This window comes from Candidatus Thalassolituus haligoni (assembly GCF_041222825.1).
GTDB classification, from domain to species: Bacteria; Pseudomonadota; Gammaproteobacteria; order Pseudomonadales; family Oceanobacteraceae; genus Oceanobacter; species Oceanobacter antarcticus.
In genome coordinates this window covers 1,403,882-1,427,891 of the sequence record NZ_CP139482.1, presented here as the reverse complement: position 1 = coordinate 1,427,891, position 24,010 = coordinate 1,403,882, and the positions used below count along the sequence as shown (strand labels likewise).

Below are 24,010 nucleotides of genomic sequence, written 5' to 3'. Positions count from 1 at the left end.
ATTTCATCACGCACCATAATAAGAATATTTTATTTACCACAATCTGATTTTCATCAACAAAATTTTGTAACCTGATGAATAAGATGGAAAATATTTTCTGGCATACAGGATGCTTCGGATACACGGTAGCCAGCCATCAAACAACGACCATCAATAACAATACCAACACCCAAACAACCACAAGTAATGGAGAGAACATGACACCGGAACAGATTACGCTTGTACAAGACAGCTTCGCCAAGGTTGAACCCATCGCCGACACGGCTGCCGAACTGTTTTATAACCGCCTGTTTGAACTGGATCCGTCAGTACGGCCGATGTTCAAGGGCGACATCACGGAACAGGGTGCCAAACTGATGACCATGATTGGTGTCGCCGTGCGCAGCCTTAACAATCTCGAAGCCATCCTACCGGCCGTGCAGAATCTGGGGGTTCGCCACCTTGAATACGGCGTCACCGACGCGCATTACGACACGGTCGCTGCCGCCTTGCTGTGGACGCTGGAGCAGGGCCTTGGCCCGGATTTTACCCCTGCAACCAAAGACGCATGGACGGCAACCTATGTCACATTGGCGACCGTCATGAAGGATGCCGCCCACGCGGCTGAAGCCTGAGGCGGCGGAAGTTGTGATCTGGCAGCTGTTGCAAACACAGCGCCGGATTTGCAAACCTGAAGCAGACGCGATGCGTCACAACCTGACGATATAACGACCGTACCGCGATTTCCTGCAATCGGGGCCAAGTATCAGATTAAACGGGTTTTTTACCCGCCATAGCAGTAGAATTCCTGTTTCAGACAAACAAGTAGATGGAGATACGTGTTGTCCTGGAAGGATATATTGCCGGGTGTGCTGTTACGCCACCGTCCCGGCACCGCCGAGCAAACGGGTACCGAGACCAGCACCGCCACTGCCGATCAATATGGCGACAGCGGTCAGGAGCTCTCGCAAGACACCCTTGCCCGGTTACGGGCCAGGCAACTGCTCACCATCGCCCGACTGACGCCTCTCAATGCCGTCGCCAATGTTTTTAACGTCATACTGTCATCCATCGTGCTCTGGGGCATTGTCCACCCTGCGATCATTCTGATTTGGTCAGCTCTGATATCGCTGCTGATGGGGGCCTCGGTGGTCGGCTGGTACCGTATGGTCAAACGCCCGCAACCACCGCAATATGCCCGTGAGCAAACCCTTCATCGTGCCACCTGGCATGCCGGACTCATCGCTCTGCTATGGGCACTTCCCCCCGCATTTCTGTTCCATCAAGCCTCTGCTGAGCAGCAACTGTTTCTTACTGCGATCAGTGCCGGGATGATGTGCGCAGGCGGATTTGCGCTGTATACACTGCCTGCTGCAGCCCAGCTATTTACCGGTATCCTCGGCGCGGCATCAGTGATCGCATTGGCCAGCTCCGATCTGGCGTCGCGCCTTTATCTGATTCTGCTGTTGCTGATGTACCTGACGATTCTCCTCGTCAGTATTGTTCACGCCGGAAGGGTATTCCGCGCTCACGTTCTGGCAGAAATGACCTCAGACAACCAGAAGCAAGTCATCAGCCTGTTGCTGAATGATTTTGAACAAAGCACCGCCGATGTGTTGTGGGAAGTCGATGCCCAGCTGACATTTCGCCGTACCAATAACAAGTTATCTGAACTGTTTGGCAATGACAGCGAAGAGCTGGGCAGCACCGATTTTTTGTCTCTGGTGCAACTCAGTCAAGCCCGGCTCACAGACAACATCCAGAAACTTGCACACTCAGCGTATACCGCGCTGAGTACTGCCTTGAAGGGAGGTAGGGCTTTCCGCGATATTGAAGTCCCGATGTGTATTAATCAGCGCACCGTCTGGTGGGCAATCACCGCCAAGCCCACCGTCAAGGGTGGCTGGCGCGGTGTCATTTCTGATATCACCGAATCCCACCAGGCACAGCAGCGCATCTGGCAACTGGCTCATGAAGACAATGTCACGGGTCTGACCAATCGCCATGGTTTTCAGACTGGAATAGAGTCAATTCTGGCACCGCTGGATCTGGCCAGGCCGAATCAGGAATTAAGGGCGCTGCTCTCCATCGACCTGGATCGTTTCAAGGCGGTAAATGACGCTTTTGGTCATGATGCCGGCGACAAGCTACTGCAGGTGGTCGCCGATCGCCTGCGCAGCCATACCCGCCCGCAGGATCTGGTCGCCCGCATCGGCGGCGATGAATTTGGCCTCATTCTGCAGCAACTCGACAATCACGAGCAGGCGTTGGAGATTGCCGAACGGCTGGTCGCCAGTATCAACCAACCATGCCAAATCGATAGCGCCAGTATTCTGGTAGGCGCCAGCATTGGCGTCGCGTTTATCCCGGAAGATGGCGCTCAGCAAGACGTTATTCTCAAACACGCCGATCTTGCACTCTATCAGGCCAAGGCCAGAGGACGTGGCAAGGTGGTACGGTTTGCCCCCACCATGGCCGCCACAGCCCAAACCCGACACCGTATCGAACAGGCACTGCGAAGCGCCTTGCAACAAGAGACACTGACACTGGCCTACCAGCCGCAACGCCATCTGATCAACGGCAAAGTCACGTGTGTTGAAGCGCTGGCGCGCTGGCATGACCAGCAGCTGGGGCAAATCGCCCCCGCCCTGTTTATCAGTGTGGCGGAGGAATCCAGCCTGATTCACACGCTGGGGCAGTTATTGCTGAATCAGGCCTGTCAGCAACTCAGTCGCTGGCCAGCCAACTTGACGGTGGCCGTTAATATCTCGCCGCTGCAACTGGCCAATCCTGACATCGTTAACCAGGTCGCCGACACCCTCAAGCGCCACGACGTCGCCGCAGACCGCCTTGAGCTGGAAATCACCGAAACCGCACTACTCGACGACAGCCACAATGCGCTGGACAAACTTCATCAACTGAAAGCCCTGGGTGTCAGAATCACCCTCGACGACTTTGGTACCGGCTATTCATCGCTGGTTTACCTACGCTGTTTTCCGTTCGACAAAATCAAGATTGACCGTTCATTTGTCAGTGAAATGGCACAAGAACCCACGGCACGCACCATTGTGGGTGCCATTATCCAGATGGCCAGCGCCCTGAATATGGCCGTTGTGGCAGAAGGTGTAGAAGAGCAGCAGCCTCTGGAGCTGCTGCAACAATTGGGCTGCACCATAGCCCAGGGCTATCACATATGCCGCCCACTGGCACCAGAGGCTGCTGCGGCCTACCTGGAACAATACAACTGAAACCGGCTTTTTAATCACATCAGGATTTTTTGCAGTAAGCCGCAATAATCACAATACGCTGGCCATTCACACGGCCTTCAATGTGTTTGGGGTTATCACTCAGTGAAATACCCCGTACCGCAGTTCCCCGTTTGGCCGTCATACTGGTGCCTTTGACATCCAGATCCTTGATCAGCGTCACGTTATCTCCAGCAACCAGCACCACACCATTCACATCCAGCGTGGGTTCTGCGTCCTCAGCACCAGCAGCGGCTTCTGCCCACTTGCGGGTATCATCTTCCAGATACAACATCTCCAGCAAATCCTGGGCCCAGGTCTCGCTACCCAGACGCTTCAGCATACGGAATGCCATGACCTGAACGACCGGCACCTGACTCCACATACTGTCGTTCAGACAGCGCCAGTGATTCTGATCCGGCTCGGCACCGTCTATCTGGGCCAGACAAGTACCACACAGCAGAATATGGTTATCCGACGATGCCAGCTCTTGTGGCGGTACAGCCCATGGCGACAAGTTCTCTGGCGCTCCGCACAATTCACAGCGGTGGCCACTACGTTCCAGCAAAGTGTGTTCAATGCTCACCGGATTACCCCTTCAGAAAAAGCGGGCATTATGCCCGATGAATGAGGGAATACCAGTCAGCGAACAAAACAGCACAACGAACGCCGTATATTCGGGTAAACTGACCACCGATTTTTTACAGCTGTGAACGCCGAATGACCCACCAGGATACCTTTCTGATTACCTACTCCGACCTGCTGACTGTTTGGCAGGACTGGTTAGACACCATTCCCCACCCGCCTCTCGACCGCTGGCTGAAACAACGTGCCAAATACCAGAAGCGTTATCATGGTGGTTACCGCATGGCGATCGACAACGCCATGATGGACGCCATGCGCTATCGCCAGCTGGCCGACGCGCTGGAGCACAGTTTTCAGGATCCCGGTTTCGACGATTGGGTGGGATGGGATCAATCCTGGTCACCCAACAATAGCACCGAGGCAGCACCGCAACATTTTTGGCACTGGCTGCAATTACGCAGTGAAGCCGATTGGCGCACTCCGGAAGTCGCCCAGCAAAAAGCCCGCCGCGAACACTTTATCGAGTTTCGCCAACGGGTTGCCAATACCTCGGATAATGCTCTGTTTATGCTCTGGCATGGCCTCCGTCCAGGCTGGGAACCGGCCCTCAAGCGACGAGCTGAAAAATCCGGCTGGAACGACGATACACTGCAACACTGGATCGAGCAGCAAACCCACCGCCCACCCCTGTGGTTGCGCCAGGTGGCCAGCCAGACCAAACCGGATGACGAGTCACTGGAACGGGCACTGAAACGCGATGGTGTGATTGTGCATCAGTACCCGGTCACTCTGGGGGAGCGTAGCTATACACTTCATGCCGCCGAAGGCGGTAATGACGTCATCCGCAGCGATGCCTTCAAGGCCGGAAAGGTAGAAATTCAGGATGCCGCCAGTCAGCTGATTTGCGAAATGGTCGACGTCCAGCCAGGCCAGAAAATCTGGGATGCCTGCGCTGGAGCAGGCGGCAAGACCCTGACGCTGGCATCCGCGTTGGGTAAAAAAGGCGCCGTCATTGCGACCGACTTGCATCAGTACAAGCTGGATGAGCTAAAAAAACGCGCCAAACGCGCTGCCATCGCCAACATCCGCAACTTTGTCTGGGATGGCGAAGCACCACTGCGCCTGCCGATTGAAATTGCCCGTCAACAGGGTTTTGACCGCATTCTGGTCGATGCCCCCTGCACCAATGCCGGCACCTGGCGCCGGAACCCGGATGCGCGCTGGCGTCTGACGGCAGAGAACACCCGCGAGCTGCATCAATTGCAGTTCAACCTGCTTGATCGTGCCGCCAAATCACTCAGAGCCAACGGCCGTCTGATCTACGCCACCTGTAGCTGGCAAGTCGAGGAAAATGAAAGCGTCTGTGGCCGCTTCCTCGAAGCCAACCCGGACTTTATTCTGGTCAAACAGACCTTGCTGGGCGCTCCGCTAGTGGATAGCGACACCATGTTCTGTGCCGTATTCAGCAAGGCCTGATACTGCCTAACTCGGGTTGGTCATCTTCTGCTTGGCAATCAGGGTGTGCAGTGCGCGCACCCTGACAGCGACCATAAGCCACCAAAGTACAAGCACCATCAGAGCAAGACATCGCCCGGAGCCGGGCGATGATTAATGAACAGCGGTTACCGGATAGCAGTCAGATACAGAAAGATTGCAGCGGGGGGAAACCGTTAAACTCAACCGCACTGTAGGTAGTGGTGTAGGCACCGGTTGAGAACCAGTACATACGATCGCCCATTGCCAGGTTCAGTGGCAGTTCATATTTGTAGTTTTCATACAGAATATCGGCACTGTCACAGGTTGGCCCGGCAATCACACACTCTTCTGCTTCACCCTTTTTCTCGACATACAAAGGGTACTTGATGGCTTCGTCCATGGTTTCAATAAACCCCCCGAACTTGCCGATGTCGGTGTACACCCAACGATGTAATCCAAAACGGGTCTTGCGACTGATCAACACCACTTCACTGACCAGTACGCCAGCGTTAGCTGCCAGCGAACGGCCTGGCTCCAGAATCACTTCCGGGAACTCGTCACCAAAGTCTTCACGCAGGTAACGGGTAATTTCCTCAGCGTAGGTTTCCAGCTCGTTGGTACGACTGATGTAATTAGCCGGGAACCCCCCCCCCAGGTTGATCATCTGCAGCTTGATGCCATCTTCTTCTTCCAGCCGCTCAAAAATCCACTTCACCTTGGCAATAGCAGAATCCCACACGCCAATTTCACGCTGCTGGGAACCCACATGGAATGAAATACCATAAGGCACCAGCCCCAGATCACGAGCCAGAATACACAAATCCAGTGCCATATCGGTCTGACAGCCAAATTTACGAGACAACGGCCAGTCGGCGGTTTGCGCACCTTCCGTCAGAATACGAATAAACACCCGTGCACCCGGTGCTGCACGGGCGATGTTACGCAAATCAGCTTCACTGTCGGACGCAAACAACGTGACACCCTTGTCAAAAAAGTAACGGATATCCGCTGCTTTCTTGATGGTATTACCAAAACTCACACGGTCGCCAGAAACGCCCTGCGCCAGTACCTTGTCCAGTTCATAACGGGATGCCACATCAAAATTACAACCACGCTGCTGCAAAATAGCCAGCAGTTCAGGGGCCGGATTGGCCTTCACGGCATAATAGGTTTTGGCATACGGAAAACAGCGGATCAAAGAATCCAGTTGCCGGGCAAACAGCTGTTTGTCGACCACCAGACAAGGGGTTTCCTGCTTGTCGGCAAAGGCTTTGATACGCGCAAAGGTGTCGGCGTCGTAGTAGTCTTCTGGTTGAGTGAGCATCTGGCTCGTTGTCTCCTCGAAATGATAGCAGTCAGCGTTGGTGCTGACGGGAAGGCGCAAAGATAGGGGTATTTTCGAGAAGTAAAAGCGCTTTTTTTTTCTCTTGACGATCTTGAAACATGATCGTTACAACAGCCCTGGGACACTCCGGCAGTCAGCTTGCCGAGCCACTCTGAATACCACCGCTACCGAGCCTTGGCAGACATGAAAAACGCCCTTTCCTGACACCACCAAGTCAGCAATACCTTGACCCAGATCGTTTCGATACTGCCGTACTGTCACCGGAAAATGCTATAAACCCGTTAATCAATATTTCAACCTGGCCCGCAAAACCAAAAGGATGCCCCATGAGCTGGAACGATCTCTATCAGGAAAAACGCCTGACCCCATCACAGGCAGCGGAGCGGCTGAGTGATTGCAGCAATCTGATTCTCGGTATGGGGGTTGCCATGCCACCGGCCCTGATTACGGCGATTGCCGCTGCCTACAAGGCCGAGACACTGCCAGCACTGAATATCTACTACATGCACGGTTCAGCGACCTTGCAGGAACAACTGCTGACGCCCGCCATGCGCGGCAAATTTACGCCCCGTTGCCTGTTTCTGAGCAGCCACGACCGCCTGGCCCTGCATGCCAACGCCGAGCATCCCTGGATCGAATTTGTGCCGTCTGCCTTTCACCAGGTCGGACGCTTGCTGACTGAAAACATCACCCCGGATTGCCTGATGGTAACCGTGTCACCCATGGACAAACATGGCTACTTCAGCCTTGGTACCAACGCCGATTACAGTGCCACGGTGATCCGCAAGGCACGCAAGGTCATTGTCGAAGTGAACCGCCACATGCCACGCACCTTTGGCGAGTGCTCAGTACATATTTCAGAAATTGAAGCCCTGATTGAAGCCGATGTACCACTCAGTGAAGTGCCCAACGTTGAGGCTTCAGATATCGACTGGGCCATTGCCCGACAGGTAGCCGAACGGATTGAAAACGGCGACACCCTGCAAATGGGCGTGGGGGGCGTTCCTAATGCGGTATTGTCCATGCTGGAACACCACCAGAATCTCGGCCTGCACTCCGAGCTGTTTTCCCCGGCCATGGTCAACCTGATTCAGAAAGGTGCCCTGAACGGACGGGTGAAGCGGGTTATGCAGCACAAGCACGTCTTCACTCTGGCTCTGGGCGATCGCGCCATGTTTGATTTTATGGACGACAACCCCTCAATCGTGGGTTTCCCGGCCTCCTGGGTCAACAATCCCAGCGTCATTCGCCAGAATCCCAACATGGTGTCGGTCAACTCCGCCATCGAGGTTGATATTACCGGCCAGATCAATGCCGAGCAGATTCTCGGCAACCCGTTTTCCGGTACCGGAGGCCAGCTGGATTTTGTTCGTGGGGCTTACGGCTCGGAAGGTGGGCGTTCGTTTATCGCCCTGCACTCAACCGCCAAGGGCGACAGCCTGAGTCGTATCGTGCCGCAATTAACCGGCGGCACCGTGACCGATACCCGCATGGATGCACACTACGTCGTGACCGAATACGGCAATGTCTGCCTGAAAGGCCTGTCGATACCGCAACGGGTTAACGCCCTGATTGGTATTGCCCATCCCAAATTCCGTGATGAATTGACGCAGCACGCTTTCCGGTTGGGATTGTGCCACTGAGTCCAGATGACGTCAGCGAAGGCCAGATGCGCTCGATTTGATGAAAAATCCGGGGCCAGCAGGCCCCGGCAAAGCAGTCACCCGGTGATGGATCCCGGTGGCTGAAGTCGAAGACAGTTACTCGTTGTCAGCGGTGTGGGATACCGAATACTTGATCGCAACGTTGCGGGTCTGCTGGAAATCCTCCAGCGACATACCACGGAAGCTGGCGTACAACTCTGGATTGGATACGCCGCGCACCGCTGCGGTTTTTTCAATCAGGAAGAAAATCACCCCGTAATGGATCATTTCGATCCACTGGTTATGGCGCAACATATCGCGCTCTTCCTCCGTCAACCCATACTGCTCATACAGCGTTTCTGGATCCTCAAGGAAGGCCTGGCGATGCTGAGGGACAATCAATTCATGCAGAAACTCGTTCATGCGCCATGCCTTGCGGCTGGTTTCGTAGCTGAACGGATAGGTGCCCTCAAGCTCCTCGGAGCCAGACAACTGGTGTGTCATCTTGGCTCGTACCGCCTGTTGCTGCGGTTCTGGCATATCTTCACCCTGGTCTTCCAGTACCAGCGTGGCAATGTTAGTCATGGACGGCAAATAGGTCGCACGATGGACTCGTTTTACCTGATCAGACAGCGCGCCCCGCATGATCAGCCACATAATGACTTCGGCACCTTCCCAGCCTCCCCGTTTGGCGTATTCACCAATCGTCAGCTCGGTCAGTTGCTCAGGATCACTCTCGAGTAAATCAAGAAACTCTTCGTCCCAGGCTTGATTGGTAAATCCACAGCGCTCGCCATGTACCTGATGCGACAAACCACCCGTTGCCACAACCGCCACACGCAGGTCTTCCGGATAACTCTGAATTGCCTGGCGCAACGCCTTGCCCAGCTTGTAACAGCGCCCAGCACTGGGAACCGGCCACTGCAGTACACCCACCTGTAACGGCACGATGGAACCTTTCCAGCCATCCTCATCCAGTGCGATCATCGACAGCGGCGAAAAACAGCCATGATCAATGCCTTTGTTCTGGAAAAACGACATATCAAATTCTTCCGCTACCAACACCTGGCCAATATGGCGGGCCAGCGCCGCATGGCCTGGAATCGGCGGAATTGGCGTAACACCACCACCTTCATCCGCAGGCTTGTATTCATCATCCACGCCCATGACAAAAGCGGAATAATGGTCGAAGAAAAAAGAGGTTATATGATCGTTATAAATCATGAATATCGCATCAATATCTTTTTGCTTCAGCCAATCACGCACCACCTCGAAGTTATCAAAGATCGGCTTCCAGGCCGGGTCGGCAGCCTTGTTATTGAGCTTGCCGGAAATAATGGTTGGAGAATGAGACAGGCCAAGGCCGCCCACGATTGTGGCCATATGCTGTTTCCTGCTGGTATGGTTGTTTTAGTTGCGACTATGCTAACCAGCCTGACCCGCTAGCAACACCCCGGAGCAGGAAACCCATCGTTTCCGCAAAAAAACACGTCACCCAAACAGGATTACGATCCAACCATGCTCTGGAACCTCGATGACTTGCCAATTTTTCTAGCCGTTGCCGAACACCAGGGCATATCGTCTGCTGCTGATTACCTGGGGATGGCAAAATCCTCGGTCAGCAAGGCCATTACCCGGCTGGAAAAAGGGCTCGGCGTGCGCCTGTTTGAACGTAACAGTCGTCAGTTTCGTATTACCCACGAAGGGGAAGCTTTTTATCAGCATTCGCTGGCGGTACTGGAGCGCGCCCACGAAACCGAAGCAGCAATGTCGGCCTTATCGGGTAAACCCTCCGGCAAACTGGTGGTTTCCATGCCGATGTCGTTTGGCCGGGAAATCTTTTCGCCCCACCTGGCCCGTTTCCGGCAGTTATATCCCGATATCGAACTGGAGCTGAACATATCTAGCCAGAGTGTTGATGTTATTCGTGACAGTATTGATATCGCGGTGGTAGTAGGCGCACCCAAGGACTCTGAACTGATATTAAAAAACCTCTACACCAGCCAATTATTATGTGTTGCATCACCTGGCTATATCCAATCTCTGACTAACGAAATACTCAGCCCGGAAGATATTACCGACCATATTCAGGTTATTGAAAAACGTTATGCCAACATGGCGTTACCCTATCGCACGTCCGTCAGCAACGGCAGATTAAAACCACCCGCCAGCGCGATCAAAATCAACGACCCCTGCAGCGTTCGGGACGCTGTCGCCGCAGGCTGTGGCATCGGTCTGATTCCAGACCAGTATTGCCACCGTTTTATTCAGGATGGTCAACTGCTGCCAATTCTGCCGGGGCTGGAATTTCACCGGGACATTTCACTGATCTCCGCTGTCTACGCCAGCCGCCGCACCACGGCGCACAAAACCGCGCTGTTTCTCGATTTTCTTGGCGACATCTGCAAACAACTGCCGCAAAAAAATGGCCCGCCAGCAGGCTGATCGAACAAGGCTATCCATCGGATGGACTTATCAAGGTCATCTCGCTGGTTTAAGGTAGCGGCATTTGATGTCTCGGAGGCAACCGATGGTTGATGGCCACTATTGCTTCCCCAGTACTTTTGCCCGACAGATGCCCGAGTCTTAACTTTATGCTGAGTTTTTTTGAACGACTGATCAATCCGTTTCCACCACAACAACCAGAACAACCGCCCAAAGGCTTGTATGCCTTTTGCCGCCATTACAGCAAAGGCGTTGAAATTCCGCTGGCATTCATGTCACTGCTCACCGCACTGGGCGCCATTCTGGAAGTCTCCCTGTTTGGCTTTATGGGAAGCCTGGTCGACTGGTTATCCGAAAAGAATCCCGCCACTTTTTTGCAGGACGAAAGCGCCAGCCTGATCTGGATGTCCGTCGTCATCCTGGTACTGATGCCATTAACCAGTTTCCTGCATTCTGCTCTGGTGCATCAGACCTTGCTGGGTAACTACCCGATGAAAATTCGCTGGCTGGCGCATCGCTACCTGTTACGTCAGAGCCTGGCCTTTTATCAGGATGACTTTGCCGGGCGAATCGCCACCAAAGTCATGCAATCCGCTCTGGCGGTGCGGGAAACCGTCATGAAGCTATTGGATGTACTGGTGTACATTCTGGTGTACTTCACTGCCATGGTCGCTATCGTTGCAGTGGCCGACTGGCGTCTGATGCTGCCCCTGCTGGGCTGGCTGGCCGCCTACATCCTGATCCAGATCTACTTTGTACCGCGTTTGAAACGGGTCGCAGCGGAGCAAGCCGACGCCCGCTCCCAAATGACCGGCCGGATTGTCGACAGCTACACCAATATCCAGACCGTGAAACTCTTTTCCCATAGCCAACGCGAAACCGAATACGCCCGCGATTCCATGAAGGAATTCATGACCTCGGTGCACCAACAGATGCGACTCGCCACCGGCCTCAACGTTATGGTGCAATCCATCAACTACGTGCTGGTGTTCGCCGTGGCGGCGCTGTCAATCTGGCTCTGGATGGACAGTGCCATCAGTATCGGTGCCATCGCCATCGCCGTCAGCCTGGCCTTGCGGATTAACGGTATGTCGCAGTGGATCATGTGGGAAGTGGGTGCCCTGTTTGAAAACCTGGGTACGGTCGCCGATGGCATGAACACCTTGTCAACACCACTGAGTGTGCTGGACACACCGGCTGCCAAACCGCTGACGGTCAGCCATGGAAAAATCGACCTGGACGCCGTCAACTTCCAGTATCAGGGCATCGATTCCGACACCCACCGCCAGGTCTTCGAGCAACTGGATATTCACATCAAGGCTGGAGAAAAGGTCGGTCTGGTAGGCCGCTCGGGGGCTGGTAAATCGACACTGGTGAATCTGCTGCTGCGTTTTTACGACATTGAGAGCGGCACGATTCGTATCGATGGCCAGAATATCGCCGAAGTCACCCAGGACAGCCTGCGCGCCAACATCGGCATGATTACCCAGGATACCTCGTTACTGCACCGTAGCGTCCGCGACAATATTCTGTATGGTCGCCCGGACGCCAGCGAAGACGATCTGATTGAAGCTGCACGTAAAGCCGAGGCCCTGGACTTTATTGCTGGTCTGCACGACCCCCATGGTAACAAAGGCTTTGACGCCCAAGTCGGCGAGCGCGGTGTAAAACTGTCCGGTGGCCAGCGCCAGCGTATTGCCATTGCCCGAGTGCTGTTAAAAGACGCACCGATTCTGATTATGGACGAAGCCACGTCGGCGCTGGATTCCGAAGTAGAAGCCGCCATTCAGGCCAGCCTGTACAAACTGATGGAGAACAAAACCGTCATCGCCATCGCCCACCGGTTATCAACCATTGCCGCCATGGATCGCCTGATCGTGATGGATCAGGGCCGCATCGTCGAGCAAGGGTCACACCAGCAGCTGCTGGATCAGGGGGGCATCTACGCCCAGCTCTGGGACCATCAAACCGGCGGCTTTATTGGCGCAGACTGAACCACGTTATTAACGCTTAACGGCAGCGCGGCCCAAAGGGCCGTGGCTCCTTGGCGGATTTATCCAGACCGTTTTTCATCGCAATTTGCTGGTTTCTACGCCCCAGCAACCGGTACTGCAACCAACGCTCAAGACGTAGTGCCGACCACTCGCCCCGTTTCCAGCCCTGATTAAACAACCGTTTGGTCGCAGCCACAGCATCCGGTGACTGTTGCGCCAAGCGTTCTGCCAATACCATTGCCTCTTGCAACGGTGCCGGACTTACCTGTGTCACCAGACCATAGTTATGGGCTTCACCGGCACTGAACACTCGCCCTGTCATGGTCAGTTCTTTGGCAATATCCTGCCGGGTCAGATTGGTCAGGCTGGTCAGAATACTCATGTCCGGTATCAGGCCCCATTTCATTTCCATAATGGAAAAGCGCGTTTGCACAGCGGCAAAACGAAAATCCGCCGCCAGCGCAAGCTGCAAACCACCGCCAAAACAGTTGCCATGCACAACCGCAATGACAGGCACCGGCAAGTCACGCCAGCACATGGCAATTTGCTGGGCCAGATTGGTTTTGCTCCAGGGCCACTTCAATAACAAACGCGGGATCATCCAGGGATCTTTACTGACGGCAGAAAAATCCAGCCCGGCACAAAACGAATCCCCTCGGGCCGCCAATACCACCACCCGGATCGAACGATCCCGACGAATATCCTGGGCGCACTGGATCAGTTGCTGAAACATCGGCCGATCCAGACCATTCAACTTGTCGGGACGGTTAAGATAAACCACGGCAATATGCTGATTCACTTCCCAGCTCACACGCTGTGTGGAGGGAGAGCGGGTCGGTTGGGGAGTAGCAGTCATGGCATACGGATCCGGCAGAAATATGTCAGCCATACTTCCATAACTAAGCGTCATGAGCTATGACCGGAGAGTACAGAAACATGTCTTTGCGGTACGAGACCGAAAACAAAAAAACGCCGTGTTGTTTTATAAACAGCACGGCGTTTTTATTATCGTTCAACATCTATTCAAGGCATTTATTCAACGCATTTATTCAATGCCTTGTTTTACTTGGCTACTTTTGCAATACGGCGTTGCACATAGGAGCCTGGAGCATCTTCAATAGCTGGCAAGGCATCGCTGCCGGGCTGACGGGCATCAACCTCTTCCATGCCGCCCTGCTTGAGTATCCATTCTTGCCAGTCAACCCACCAGGAGCCTTCGTTGTGACTGGCACCCTGATACCACTCGTCAGCGTCACCCGGCAAAGCGTCGTTGGTCCAGTAACCGTATTTTTTCTTTTGTGGCGGGTTAACGATACCGGCAATATGGCCGGATCCTCCCAATACAAAACGGTTCTGACCGCCCAGTACCGTGGCACCCTTGTAGGTACCCTTCCACAAGGCAATATGATCCTGAGCACAGGAGATAAAGTAGCTGGGTGCACTGATCTTGCTAAGGTCAATTGGCACACCATCCAGCGTAATACCATTCGGTTCGATCAGCTTGTTGTAGAGGTACATATTACGCAGGTAGAAACTGTGCATGGCCGCAGGCAGGTTGGTACTGTCGGTATTCCAGTAGAGTAAATCGAACGCTGCCGGGCGCTCACCCATCAAGTAGTTATTCACGAAGAATGACCAGAACAGGTCGTTTTCGCGCAAGGTGCTAAAACTGAACGCCATTTGGCGGCCGTCGTAATAGCCCACCAGATCCATTTGGCGTTCCAGCGCCGAGATGGCCGTTTCATTAATAAATACGCCAATTTCACCCGGCTCGGAGAAGTCCAGCAAGGTATTCAGAAAGGTGATTGACTTGATCGGTGCCTTCCGTTTCTTCTTGAGGTAAGCCATGGTCGCTGCCAGCAAGGTACCACCGACACAGTAACCAATAGCATTAACTTCTTTTTCTCCGGTGGCTTTCTGAATGGCATCAACGGCCGCAATCGGGCCTTCCAGCATAAAATCGTCAAAGCCCTTGTCGCGCAGTTCCGGGCCAGCATTGACCCAGGAGATGCAGAATACGGTATGGCCCTGGTCCACCAGCCATTTCAGGAAGGAATTATCTTCGCGCAGATCGAGGATGTAATATTTATTGATAAAGGGTGGAATCACCAGCAACGGACGTTTGAATACCTTGTCAGTTGACGGGGCGTACTGAATCAGCTGCATGACGTCATTCTGGAACACGACCTTGCCTGGTGTAACGGCAATATTACGACCAACCTGAAACGCACTGGTATCGGTCATCGCGATGTTCAGCGATCCCTTGACACTGCCTTCCATATCTTCCATCAGATGATCCATACCGGTTGCCAGGTTGGAGCCACCAGTTTCAAGGGTTTTGCGAATCACCGCAGGATTCAGGGTAGGGAAGTTGGTGGGAGCAAGGGCATTGATATACTGACGAACAAAGTATTCTACTTTCTGGCGAGTATGATCACTCAAGCCATCGGTATCCGTGATCATCTTCATCAGAGAATTGCCCTGAATCAGATACAACTGCTTGATATAGTCAAAAACCGGATTCTCATCCCATTCTTCGTTTTTGAAACGACGATCCGACGGGTCCGGTTTGATAATTGGATCCGGAGTCTGTCCCAGAAAGCGCAATACCGTATTTTGATACAATTCTTGCTGCTGCTTCATCAGATCCATCTGATCAGCAATCAGTTTGTTGGGGTTGTCCAGCATCGCTGAACCGACTTCCTGCAGTGCGGCGGAGAAATCGGACAATACAGACGCGGCTGGGTCTTCCCCCGAAGTCGGCTGAACAACCGCCTTTTCCCAGAAGAGTCCGTACTGTTCTGCCAGACGACCTGACATCTCGTAAAAATCGCCGACTGCGACTTCAAAGTTTTCCTTGGTCATATTTGTCAAACCCATAATCCGAAAAGAAGAAAGAAAAAAGGCCACCCTTGGGTGGCCTCAGAAACTTCGACCAGGATTAAGCGGCTTTGGTAGCTGCTTTAGTCGCTGGCTTTGCAGTAGTAGCAGTAGTAGCCGCTGTAGTGCGAGCCTCTTCCATGATGCCTTCTACCTGGGATTTGAACTCCATGGCCATGTCAGAGAAAATTTTCGCATCTTCCATGATTTTCTTGTTCAGCGAGGTGGCAGCTTCAGCCTGTGCAGCAGTGTAAGCACGCATACCTTCTGCGTCTTTCACGTCAGATGCTTTCTTCATCTGATCCAGACCCATCTCGGCATAGCTCTTGATGGCGGTCAGTTGGAAGTCAGTCATTTTTTCCATGTTTTCAACAAACAGGCTGTTGAACTTGGACATAGGCGCATACATAGTTTTCGCTTGTTCTGCGAATGCATTCAGGACGGTATCTTGCATGGTTTTGCTCCTTCAAAAGGTCGTGGTTAGCAAGTATTGCCACAGCCATACTAGCCTATGGCGTTTTACACTTAAATGACAAAAAAACAGAATTGACAGACTTTGTTGCCTCAAATCACAGCTTATTTCACATTTTATTTAAATCGTCGGAAATTTGGCGCTAACCATGACTTTTAATGGCTCATTTTACCCCATAACAACCGTTAGGTTCTAACGGTTGTTAGAAGAACGACTGTGAAACCGCATAGTACCTGACTATCACTCGTTAGAATTTTCTTCGCTTTTTCCGGCCATCATGCCAAACATCAGCTGTTGAAACTGGGTCATGGCATTCATGCTTTCACTGAACAGGGGTTTATATAGCGACATGGCATCATAACCCTCTTCTCCGGACTTCATTTTTTCCATCATTTGGCTAAAAACTTCCTGCTGGAATTGCTGAACGTCCGGTAACCCCATAACCCGGCGAAATTCTTCTGGCGTTAAATCAAAACTGACATTTATTTTCATATTTTTGTTCCTTTTATTTCTTATCAATCTGAATAATATACTGCTTATTCAAGTTCTATTTTCATGCCTTGCCAGGCAACGATCAGTGCCAAAATGGCAACAGCCGCTGCTCCGATAAACACTTGCTCCCCACCCAAATGCCAAAAATAGCCGCTCAGCCAGGCCCCCAATGCTCCGCCCAAGCCAAATCCGGCACTGGAATACAATGCCTGCCCCTTACCCTGGTTGCCAGCAAACAGCACCGGGACATAGCGGATACAGACAGCATGCAACATGGCGAAGGTGAATGCATGGGAAACCTGGGCCAACAATAGTACCCATACCTGCTGTGGAAAGGCGGCGATCAAGAGCCAGCGCAGTGCCGTCATCGCCAGGCTGGCCAACAACCAGTGGCGTAAACTCAGCCAGCGTAACAACCACCGCATGCGCCAGAACAAAATCACTTCAGCTATCACGCCCAGTGCCCAAAGTAACCCCACGCTGGCAGATGAGTAGCCATTCTCTTCCAGGTAAATACTGAAGAAGGTATACAGCGGCCCATGGCTCACCTGCAGTAACAGATTAACCAGTAAAAAGGCCATCACTGGCCAGCGCCCAGACAATTTCCAGATTGAGCTCCCGGCTCCGTCGCCAGTCGGAGCCTGACCCGTACTGATCCGTGTCAGCCTCCAGCTATTGATCACCACACCCAACATCAGCACCAGCATGATCACAGGCAGCCATTGCACACTGATGTATTCAAACAGCCAACCCAACAAGGCGACGGTAATCACGAAGCCGACCGACCCCCAGAGGCGGATACGACTGTAGTCTTCCAGGCTGTTGGCAATGGCTTGCATGGTCAGCACTTCGTATTGAGGCAACATCGCTGACCAGAAGAAGCCATACAGCAACATAACGCCCACCACCGGCCAGAAACCATCCACCCACCAGATCGCACTGAAGCAAACGGCAGTCAGCAACCCGGCAATACGGGCCATGTGCAAGGGCGTTTGAAAATGACGGCTCCAGTGAGCCCAGAGCATGGGAGCAACGATACGGATCAGGGAGAAAGCAGCAATGGCACTGCCAATAGCGCCATAATCAAAGCCAAGGGATTGCAGATATGGCCCCCAGTAAGGGGCATTACAGCCAACCAGCGAGAAAAACAGCGCATAAAAAATCGCCAGGGGTTGGCGAACCTGGCGATGGGTATCAGACACCGATAGCTCCGTCAGTGACCTGTTTGACCAGCAAGTCCAGAAATAATTGGTGTACTGCAATACACGTCGCCATTCTGGCCACGGTGACGCAACAAATGGTCGCAGACCACAATGGCCATCATAGCTTCAGCAATGGGCGTGGCACGAATCCCGACGCAAGGGTCGTGACGTCCTTTGGTCACCACTTCGATCGAGTGGCCCTCAACATCGATAGACTGCCCCGGAATGACCAGGCTGGACGTTGGTTTCAGAGCGATATGGGCAACCAGATCCTGACCCGTAGAAATCCCGCCGAGAATACCGCCAGCATGATTACTGAGAAACCCTTCCGGTGTCATTTCGTCACGATGTTCTGTGCCTTTTTGTGCTACCACGTCAAAGCCATCACCAATTTCCACGCCTTTTACCGCATTGATGCTCATCAAGGCATGAGCCAGATCGGCGTCGAGGCGATCAAACACCGGCTCACCCAGACCCGGCATCATGCCACTGGCAACCACGGATATTCTGGCACCGACCGAGTTGCCTTCCTTGCGTAATGCCGTCATGTACTCTTCCATCGCCGAGACCTTGCTGGCATCTGGACAAAAGAACGGGTTTTGCTCCACCTGTTGCCAGTCAAACTGGCTGTTATCTATAGCAATAGGACCCAGCTGGGACAGATAGCCACGAATCTCTATGCCTTTTGCAGCCAGTACTTTTTTGGCTATCGCGCCAGCAGCCACCCGCATGGCGGTTTCGCGAGCCGATGAACGACCACCACCACGATAGTCACGAAAGCCATACTTCTGGTTATAGCTGTAATCGGCATGGGCCGGACGGAATGTGGTAGCAATATTGGAATAATCCCTGGAGCGCTGATCGGTATTTTCGATCATCAGTCCAATCGGTGTGCCAGTGGTTTTGCCTTCGAATACACCTGACAGGATACGCACCGCATCGTCTTCACGACGTTGGGTGGTATAACGCGACGTACCCGGTTTGCGACGATCCAGATCACGTTGCAGATCGTCTTCATTCAGCTCGATGCCCGGAGGACAACCGTCGATAATGGCACCCAATGCCAAGCCGTGACTTTCACCAAAGGTGGTCACGGTGAAAAGTGTTCCAATGCTATTTCCAGACATAGTAATTCCGAGGTAGCGGCCCGGCTGACCGAGACAAGGGGCAGCAACAGGGGCGTTAAATTCAATCTGTATAAAAATCAGTAAAAATAATCAGTCATCAGAGTGCAGTTCAGACAATAGCTCCAACTCGCGGGCTTGCAGTACAAACACGCCGTGGCCTCCACGTTCGAAGTCTGGCCAGACAAACGGCAATTCCGGGAAGGCAGCTTCCAGAGCAGGCCAGCTATTGCCCACCTCCACCACCAGCAAACCATCATCACTGAGATACTGCCGGGCCTGACGGAGCATAATCCGCACCAGGTCGAGGCCATCCTCTCCCGCTGCCAGCGCCAGCGCTGGTTCATGCTGGAATTCTTCCGGCAGGCTAGCCATATCTTCCGCATCAACGTAGGGGGGATTGGAGACAATCAGATCGTATTGGCCATGGGCTGCAGCAAACAGGTCAGATTGTAATGCCTGAACCCTGTGTCCCAACCCATGGCGCTGGATGTTTTCCTCTGCCAGCGTAAGCGCATCAAAGGAGATATCCAGCAACTCGACTTCGGCATCCGGGAACTGTACAGCGCAGGCAATACCGATACAGCCTGAACCGGTACACAGGTCAAGCATACGCTGTGGTTTACCCTCACCCTGCCACCAGGGCAAAAACTCATTCTGAATCAATTCTGCAATCGGTGAACGGGGTATCAATACCCGCTCATCCACCACAAACGGCAAACCACAAAACCAGGCTTGCCCGGTCAGGTAAGGTGCCGGAAAGCGGCTGTCTATGCGTTCAACGACCAGTGCAATAACGGATTCACGCTCTTGCCGTGTCAGCCGGGCACTGTACCACTCAGGGGATAACTCCCATGGCAACATCAGCGCATGCGTCACCAGCAGTCGGGCTTCATCCCAGGCATTGTCGGTGCCATGGCCGAAGTAAATGTCGAATTCGTTCATACGGCTGGCCGACCACCTCAGCATATCCTGAATGGTACTCAGCTCTTCAATTGCCGCGGAGGCATTCTGATGCAAATACATTTACTTGCCCGACTAGGAAATCAGCTTAGTTTACTGGCTGCCTGCAGAAATGTCGCGAGCGACAACAGGACAAGGCTCAAATCGATCCGAAAGAAAAATCGTTCGTATCAGACAAGCTTGCTGAGTAGTCAGCTTGCCGTGACGTATCGGATCTCAGACCACATCCTCAAGCCATACGCTGACCGTAAGGACTGCAGCTACCCTGCTCAAAGGCATCCAGCGCTTTTTCGGCAATATGGCGTCCCAGTTCAATCATCTCTTTGGCGCGGTAGAACTCATACATTTCACAGGATTCAATCGGCATATTGATCATCAGATCGGGCGGATAAGCGGCGGTTTTGAAGCGGGTGAGCGACAGCTGCATGGTTTCAAACATCTGATTCATCATTTCCAGCTTGCCGATATTTTCATCGACATGACTGGACGCATCGGCCCGACGTTTCGAATCCAGCCAGCTGGTCGCCTTGTCTACCACCGAGTTGAACCAGTCGCGTTTTTGCTGGCCGGTGTCTTCGCGGGCAAAGACAAAATCGCCTGGCATGGCCGCATCCGAGTTCAGGTCGACGGCAAACAGATAATCGGCATGAATGGAGATACAGGGAGAAATCGGTAATGGATTCAGCACACCACCATCCACCAGCGTTCTGCCATTAATCTTCACCGGGTGCAAAATACTGGGAATTGCCGCCGAAGCCCGAATCGCCAAATCCAGCGACCCACGTTGAAACCAGACTTCTTTTTTGGCCGTCATATCAGTTGCGACTGCCGTAAAGGGAATGTCCAGATCCTCTATCAGGCAGTCCTCCAACAATTCGCTGATCATGCTGAACACACGATCACCACGAATCACTCCACTCGACAGCAAGGACACATCGACCAGTTTGAGCACATCCAGATACCCCAGCTTGCCAACCCACTCGCGAAAGAGCGGTAACTTGCCAGCGCAATAGAAACCACCGATCACAGCCCCCATGGAACAACCCGAGATACCCACGACGTTATAACCACGAGCCTCAAGCACATCCAGTACACCAATATGGGCATACCCCCGTGCACCACCGCTGCCTAACGCCAACGCGACTGTTTTCGTCATTTTTATCTCCGTGGCCAAAATACAAAACGCAAGGCAGGTACCAGACTGCCATCGGGAGGCAACGCCAACGCCGCCTGCCCACTGACATTCAACTCAGCTCCCGCATCAAAACTGGCGACCCGCAACTGCTGCGCAAGGCGGTCAGAACAGGTCTGATTCACCGACATATCATTCGACTGATAACAGTGCACCACCAGAAACAGACGCTGCTGTACGCCCTGTGACAACGACGTCAATACATTCAGCAATGGCGCACTGGCAACGCTATCGAACTGGCCATCAGTGACCTGAAATCCTGGCAGCCAACCGCTGCTGATACTTAACATACTGCTGATATCTGCACGGTTAACCACTCCCGGCAGCACGTTGTCTGAAGTCTCAATCATATCCAGCCCCACCACCGTCTGACGTGGGCCACGCTGGGTAGCGTAGACCAGCAGCAGTGTTGCCGAAGCTCGCTGAGTCGACAGCGTCGCCGCAGCAGTTGGCGGCAAATAAATCACCATATAGCGCTGTTGATTGTCCCTGCCCACCAAGCGACCGTTTTCAAAGATTTCATTGGCCCAGAAATGACTACTGCCACAATCCAGATCCTGACACTGGTACAACACTCGCGCCGACATCCCTTGTGCCAACTCATTTTGCAGCGGTTCCAGCAAGCCGTCCAGATCCAGTTTTTCACTGGATTCCCACGCCAATCGCCGTAAAGAACCGGAGATCCTCAACTCACGATCCGCAAAGGTCACCGCCGCCGCACGTTTCTGCGCCGACAACACCAGACGGAAATGATCAATCGAAGAGGTTCGATCCGTCAGCACCCGCGCCCCCACCGGGGCAACCAGCTGACTGAAACGATCGTCATCCGCCGCCTCGACCGGTAATACACACAAGACCACAAGCATCATCAGAATGACTCGACATAAGCTATCGCCGACCCGGTTATTTTGCTGCCGATTTCCAGTCACAGAACTACCTCAATACCAATATTCAATACTCATTATAGAGTACAGCGTAACACGAGCCATGCCCGCGACTGCGGCAATCATATCGACCAGCAACAGCTTTACTACAACGCAGCGTTCCAGATTGCTACACTGCCGGCTTCGAATTCAGCGACACCGAGTCCCCATGTCACGCCTTTATCCTATATTGCTGCGATCCCTGCCTCTGACACTGCTGTTTCTGGGAGGTTGCCAGGCCAGCTTGTCAACTCGACCGGATACTCAGAGCAAGGCATCGCTCACCTATTCCAATGAGCAACAAGCAGCCGTTCAGGAACAATTGGACAATGCCAGCAACGACTATTTTCAACAGCTGGCTGACCGCTTTCCTGAACGGGCCAGAGCACTGGGAATAGAGCCTGAAGCCGCCTGGTCAACGCTATCCGCCACCAGCCAGAACGGCATCTATCAGCAGCTGCAACAACAGAAGCAACAATTACAAAGTCTGCCGCTCGATGCTCTGCCAGCACAGCAACAACTGGTTGCCAGTACGCTGATCTACCGTATCAACCAACAACTGGACTGGCGCGACTGCGACAACAACAGCATGCCACTAGGCAGTGAGCACGACTGGCTTAATCTGCTTGAAACCAGCCTGTCGAAAGATACTCGGGTCGATAACATCCCCGGCTTCCACCGTTACCTCAAACGCCTTGAATCCGCTGCGCTGCTGTTGCAGCAATGGCAGCAGCAAATCAGCGAACGCAGTCAGCGCCACGTCGTCATGCTGGGCAGCAGCCGCAAGCGCACCTTGCGCCAGCTTGACCAGATGATGTCTGGCTACCCGTTTACCGACAGCCCGGAACCATCTACCCTGTGGCGCGATATTCAAACCCGGTTGACACCGCTGGATCTCTACCCGTCCAGTCACGAGGTACTCGAAAGCAAGGCCGCCAGCATCCTCACCAACCATTTATTACCCGCCTTGCGGGCACTGCGTCATCAACTAGCTGAACTGCCCGTGCAAACCAGCCTGAGCTGGCAACAACAGCCCAACGGCGACGCCTGCTACCGTTTGCAATTGACCGAGATGGGCAGTGCAGAATCTCCCGAACTGTTACAGGAAATATCCAAAACCCGCCTCTCTGCCATACAGCAACAACTGGTTCAAGAGCTGACCCTGGATCCAGCCCAAACACTGGCTCCCCAGTTGCGCGCCTGGTTGGCATCACACCGGATACAACCGTCACAGCCCCAGCAGGCCACGCGTGAGCGCTTGCAACAGCTGAACCAGCAGCTCCCCCAGCTGTTTGCTTACCTGCCCACCACAGTGCTGGTGATTCAACCCAGCCAGGACGCCAGTGTCATCAGCCCCTGGTATGAAGCCCCCAGACCAGCACTGGAACAGCCGGGTATCTACTGGACCGTCGCCAATCACCCGGCCAGCAGCTGGCGTTGGCCACTGGATCTGTACCGCAATACCCTGCCGGGCAAACACCTGCAAGTAGCACTGGCGCAGGAAAACACGCAATTGCCCGACTTTATGCGTGCTCCCATCAACGACGACTTTGAACCGGGCTGGTTGTCCATCGCCGCCGAATTGGCAGCCGATCTTGGCGGCTATCAGAATGCCGGAGAACACGCCTGGGTATTGCTGGATGAAATGGAACAGGAGCTGAATCTTATTCTGGATATCGGCATCCATCTTTATCAATGGCCGCAAGACAAGGCCATCCGCTATTGCCAGATCAACAGCTTTCTGTCGGAACAGGATTGCCAACAACGCCTGCAACAGATAATGGAAGCACCCGGACGCCTGGCTCGTCCGGCAATCTCGCGCGCCAACCTGCTGAGCCTGATTCAGTCGGCTGAATCCGAATTGGGGAAAGACTTCGTCGGCCAACAGTTTTATAGCGACTGGCTGGCAGCCGGACTGCTACCACCAGCACTGTATGGCCAATGGTTGAGGTTATGGGTGGCGCAGTAACAGAACAACCAGACAGTACGGGCGCTTGTCCGTATTGTCGAGGTCGTGAGTAATGTGGGCTACCTGAGCGTTTTGAGTCGA

General features: G+C 53.5%; 19 protein-coding genes. 7 read left to right on the top strand and 12 right to left on the bottom strand.

From position 1 onward, the window contains the following. The first annotated feature begins 197 nt into the window (after positions 1-197). Together SOJ49_RS06435 and SOJ49_RS06430 are read left to right on the top strand one after the other, a co-directional pair. The gene (locus SOJ49_RS06435; protein WP_369857411.1) at positions 198-614 is read left to right on the top strand and encodes a globin family protein; all 417 of its coding nucleotides are present in this window, start codon (positions 198-200) and stop codon (positions 612-614) included. 207 nt (positions 615-821) lie between these two features. Next, on the top strand, positions 822-3,227 hold the full coding sequence (locus SOJ49_RS06430) for a putative bifunctional diguanylate cyclase/phosphodiesterase (RefSeq protein ID WP_369857410.1): 2,406 nt from the start codon (positions 822-824) through the stop codon (positions 3,225-3,227). A gap of 19 nt (positions 3,228-3,246) precedes the next feature. Here the strand turns inward: SOJ49_RS06430 and SOJ49_RS06425 are convergent, their stop codons facing one another. Beyond that, on the bottom strand, positions 3,247-3,810 hold the full coding sequence (locus tag SOJ49_RS06425; RefSeq protein WP_369857409.1) for a PhnA domain-containing protein: 564 nt from the start codon (positions 3,808-3,810) through the stop codon (positions 3,247-3,249). Between the two features lie 134 nt (positions 3,811-3,944). Here SOJ49_RS06425 and SOJ49_RS06420 point away from each other — a divergent pair, with 134 nt between their 5' ends. Further along, complete coding sequence (locus SOJ49_RS06420) at positions 3,945-5,285, top strand: RsmB/NOP family class I SAM-dependent RNA methyltransferase (RefSeq protein ID WP_369857408.1); 1,341 nt, start codon at positions 3,945-3,947, stop codon at positions 5,283-5,285. Positions 5,286-5,445: 160 nt separating this feature from the next. On the opposite strand, the gene SOJ49_RS06415 is transcribed toward SOJ49_RS06420, so the two are convergent. Next, positions 5,446-6,609, bottom strand: a complete 1,164-nt coding sequence (locus SOJ49_RS06415; RefSeq protein WP_369857407.1) for a type III PLP-dependent enzyme — start codon at positions 6,607-6,609, stop codon at positions 5,446-5,448. A gap of 347 nt (positions 6,610-6,956) precedes the next feature. Between SOJ49_RS06415 and SOJ49_RS06410 the strand changes: the two genes are divergently transcribed. Further along, positions 6,957-8,273, top strand: a complete 1,317-nt coding sequence (locus SOJ49_RS06410) for an acetyl-CoA hydrolase/transferase family protein (protein ID WP_369857406.1) — start codon at positions 6,957-6,959, stop codon at positions 8,271-8,273. A gap of 117 nt (positions 8,274-8,390) precedes the next feature. Here SOJ49_RS06410 and SOJ49_RS06405 read toward each other — a convergent pair whose 3' ends face one another. Then, the gene (locus tag SOJ49_RS06405) at positions 8,391-9,656 is read right to left on the bottom strand and encodes a gallate dioxygenase (RefSeq protein WP_369857405.1); all 1,266 of its coding nucleotides are present in this window, start codon (positions 9,654-9,656) and stop codon (positions 8,391-8,393) included. A gap of 135 nt (positions 9,657-9,791) precedes the next feature. Here SOJ49_RS06405 and SOJ49_RS06400 point away from each other — a divergent pair, with 135 nt between their 5' ends. Beyond that, positions 9,792-10,718 (top strand): LysR family transcriptional regulator, encoded by a 927-nt coding sequence (locus SOJ49_RS06400; RefSeq protein WP_369857404.1) that lies wholly within the window; start codon positions 9,792-9,794, stop codon positions 10,716-10,718. A 149-nt stretch (positions 10,719-10,867) separates the two neighbouring features. Continuing rightward, complete coding sequence (locus SOJ49_RS06395; protein ID WP_369857403.1) at positions 10,868-12,712, top strand: ABC transporter ATP-binding protein; 1,845 nt, start codon at positions 10,868-10,870, stop codon at positions 12,710-12,712. Between the two features lie 16 nt (positions 12,713-12,728). Here SOJ49_RS06395 and SOJ49_RS06390 read toward each other — a convergent pair whose 3' ends face one another. The 9 genes from SOJ49_RS06390 to SOJ49_RS06350 form a co-directional block, all read right to left on the bottom strand. After that, positions 12,729-13,601 (bottom strand): crotonase/enoyl-CoA hydratase family protein, encoded by an 873-nt coding sequence (locus tag SOJ49_RS06390; protein WP_369857402.1) that lies wholly within the window; start codon positions 13,599-13,601, stop codon positions 12,729-12,731. Between the two features lie 173 nt (positions 13,602-13,774). Next, on the bottom strand, positions 13,775-15,577 hold the full coding sequence (gene phaC, locus SOJ49_RS06385) for a class I poly(R)-hydroxyalkanoic acid synthase (RefSeq protein WP_369857401.1): 1,803 nt from the start codon (positions 15,575-15,577) through the stop codon (positions 13,775-13,777). A gap of 76 nt (positions 15,578-15,653) precedes the next feature. After that, positions 15,654-16,046, bottom strand: a complete 393-nt coding sequence (locus SOJ49_RS06380; RefSeq protein ID WP_369857400.1) for a phasin family protein — start codon at positions 16,044-16,046, stop codon at positions 15,654-15,656. 258 nt (positions 16,047-16,304) lie between these two features. Beyond that, complete coding sequence (locus tag SOJ49_RS06375; protein ID WP_369857399.1) at positions 16,305-16,556, bottom strand: DUF6489 family protein; 252 nt, start codon at positions 16,554-16,556, stop codon at positions 16,305-16,307. A gap of 44 nt (positions 16,557-16,600) precedes the next feature. Next, positions 16,601-17,758, bottom strand: coding sequence for an MFS transporter (locus SOJ49_RS06370; RefSeq protein WP_369857398.1), 1,158 nt, complete (start codon positions 17,756-17,758; stop codon positions 16,601-16,603). Between the two features lie 11 nt (positions 17,759-17,769). After that, on the bottom strand, positions 17,770-18,885 hold the full coding sequence (gene aroC, locus SOJ49_RS06365) for a chorismate synthase (RefSeq protein WP_369857397.1): 1,116 nt from the start codon (positions 18,883-18,885) through the stop codon (positions 17,770-17,772). 90 nt (positions 18,886-18,975) lie between these two features. Next, on the bottom strand, positions 18,976-19,908 hold the full coding sequence (gene prmB / locus SOJ49_RS06360; RefSeq protein WP_369857396.1) for a 50S ribosomal protein L3 N(5)-glutamine methyltransferase: 933 nt from the start codon (positions 19,906-19,908) through the stop codon (positions 18,976-18,978). A 166-nt stretch (positions 19,909-20,074) separates the two neighbouring features. Continuing rightward, positions 20,075-21,001, bottom strand: a complete 927-nt coding sequence (locus tag SOJ49_RS06355) for a patatin-like phospholipase family protein (RefSeq protein ID WP_369857395.1) — start codon at positions 20,999-21,001, stop codon at positions 20,075-20,077. A gap of 2 nt (positions 21,002-21,003) precedes the next feature. Then, positions 21,004-21,906, bottom strand: a complete 903-nt coding sequence (locus SOJ49_RS06350) for a DUF4892 domain-containing protein (RefSeq protein WP_369857394.1) — start codon at positions 21,904-21,906, stop codon at positions 21,004-21,006. 223 nt (positions 21,907-22,129) lie between these two features. On the opposite strand from SOJ49_RS06350, the gene SOJ49_RS06345 reads away from it, so the two are divergent. Next, complete coding sequence (locus SOJ49_RS06345; RefSeq protein ID WP_369857393.1) at positions 22,130-23,929, top strand: DUF885 family protein; 1,800 nt, start codon at positions 22,130-22,132, stop codon at positions 23,927-23,929. Positions 23,930-24,010 lie beyond the last annotated feature (81 nt).

Coding starts and splice junctions, on each gene's coding strand:
- SOJ49_RS06435 (WP_369857411.1), top strand. CDS start 198: ATGACACCGGAACAGATTACGCTTGTACAAGACAGCTTCGCCAAGGTT.
- SOJ49_RS06420 (WP_369857408.1), top strand. CDS start 3,945: ATGACCCACCAGGATACCTTTCTGATTACCTACTCCGACCTGCTGACT.
- SOJ49_RS06415 (WP_369857407.1), bottom strand. CDS start 6,609: ATGCTCACTCAACCAGAAGACTACTACGACGCCGACACCTTTGCGCGT.
- SOJ49_RS06410 (WP_369857406.1), top strand. CDS start 6,957: ATGAGCTGGAACGATCTCTATCAGGAAAAACGCCTGACCCCATCACAG.
- SOJ49_RS06405 (WP_369857405.1), bottom strand. CDS start 9,656: ATGGCCACAATCGTGGGCGGCCTTGGCCTGTCTCATTCTCCAACCATT.
- SOJ49_RS06400 (WP_369857404.1), top strand. CDS start 9,792: ATGCTCTGGAACCTCGATGACTTGCCAATTTTTCTAGCCGTTGCCGAA.
- SOJ49_RS06395 (WP_369857403.1), top strand. CDS start 10,868: ATGCTGAGTTTTTTTGAACGACTGATCAATCCGTTTCCACCACAACAA.
- SOJ49_RS06390 (WP_369857402.1), bottom strand. CDS start 13,601: ATGGCTGACATATTTCTGCCGGATCCGTATGCCATGACTGCTACTCCC.
- phaC (WP_369857401.1), bottom strand. CDS start 15,577: ATGACCAAGGAAAACTTTGAAGTCGCAGTCGGCGATTTTTACGAGATG.
- SOJ49_RS06380 (WP_369857400.1), bottom strand. CDS start 16,046: ATGCAAGATACCGTCCTGAATGCATTCGCAGAACAAGCGAAAACTATG.
- SOJ49_RS06375 (WP_369857399.1), bottom strand. CDS start 16,556: ATGAAAATAAATGTCAGTTTTGATTTAACGCCAGAAGAATTTCGCCGG.
- aroC (WP_369857397.1), bottom strand. CDS start 18,885: ATGTCTGGAAATAGCATTGGAACACTTTTCACCGTGACCACCTTTGGT.
- prmB (WP_369857396.1), bottom strand. CDS start 19,908: ATGTATTTGCATCAGAATGCCTCCGCGGCAATTGAAGAGCTGAGTACC.
- SOJ49_RS06355 (WP_369857395.1), bottom strand. CDS start 21,001: ATGACGAAAACAGTCGCGTTGGCGTTAGGCAGCGGTGGTGCACGGGGG.
- SOJ49_RS06350 (WP_369857394.1), bottom strand. CDS start 21,906: ATGATGCTTGTGGTCTTGTGTGTATTACCGGTCGAGGCGGCGGATGAC.
- SOJ49_RS06345 (WP_369857393.1), top strand. CDS start 22,130: ATGTCACGCCTTTATCCTATATTGCTGCGATCCCTGCCTCTGACACTG.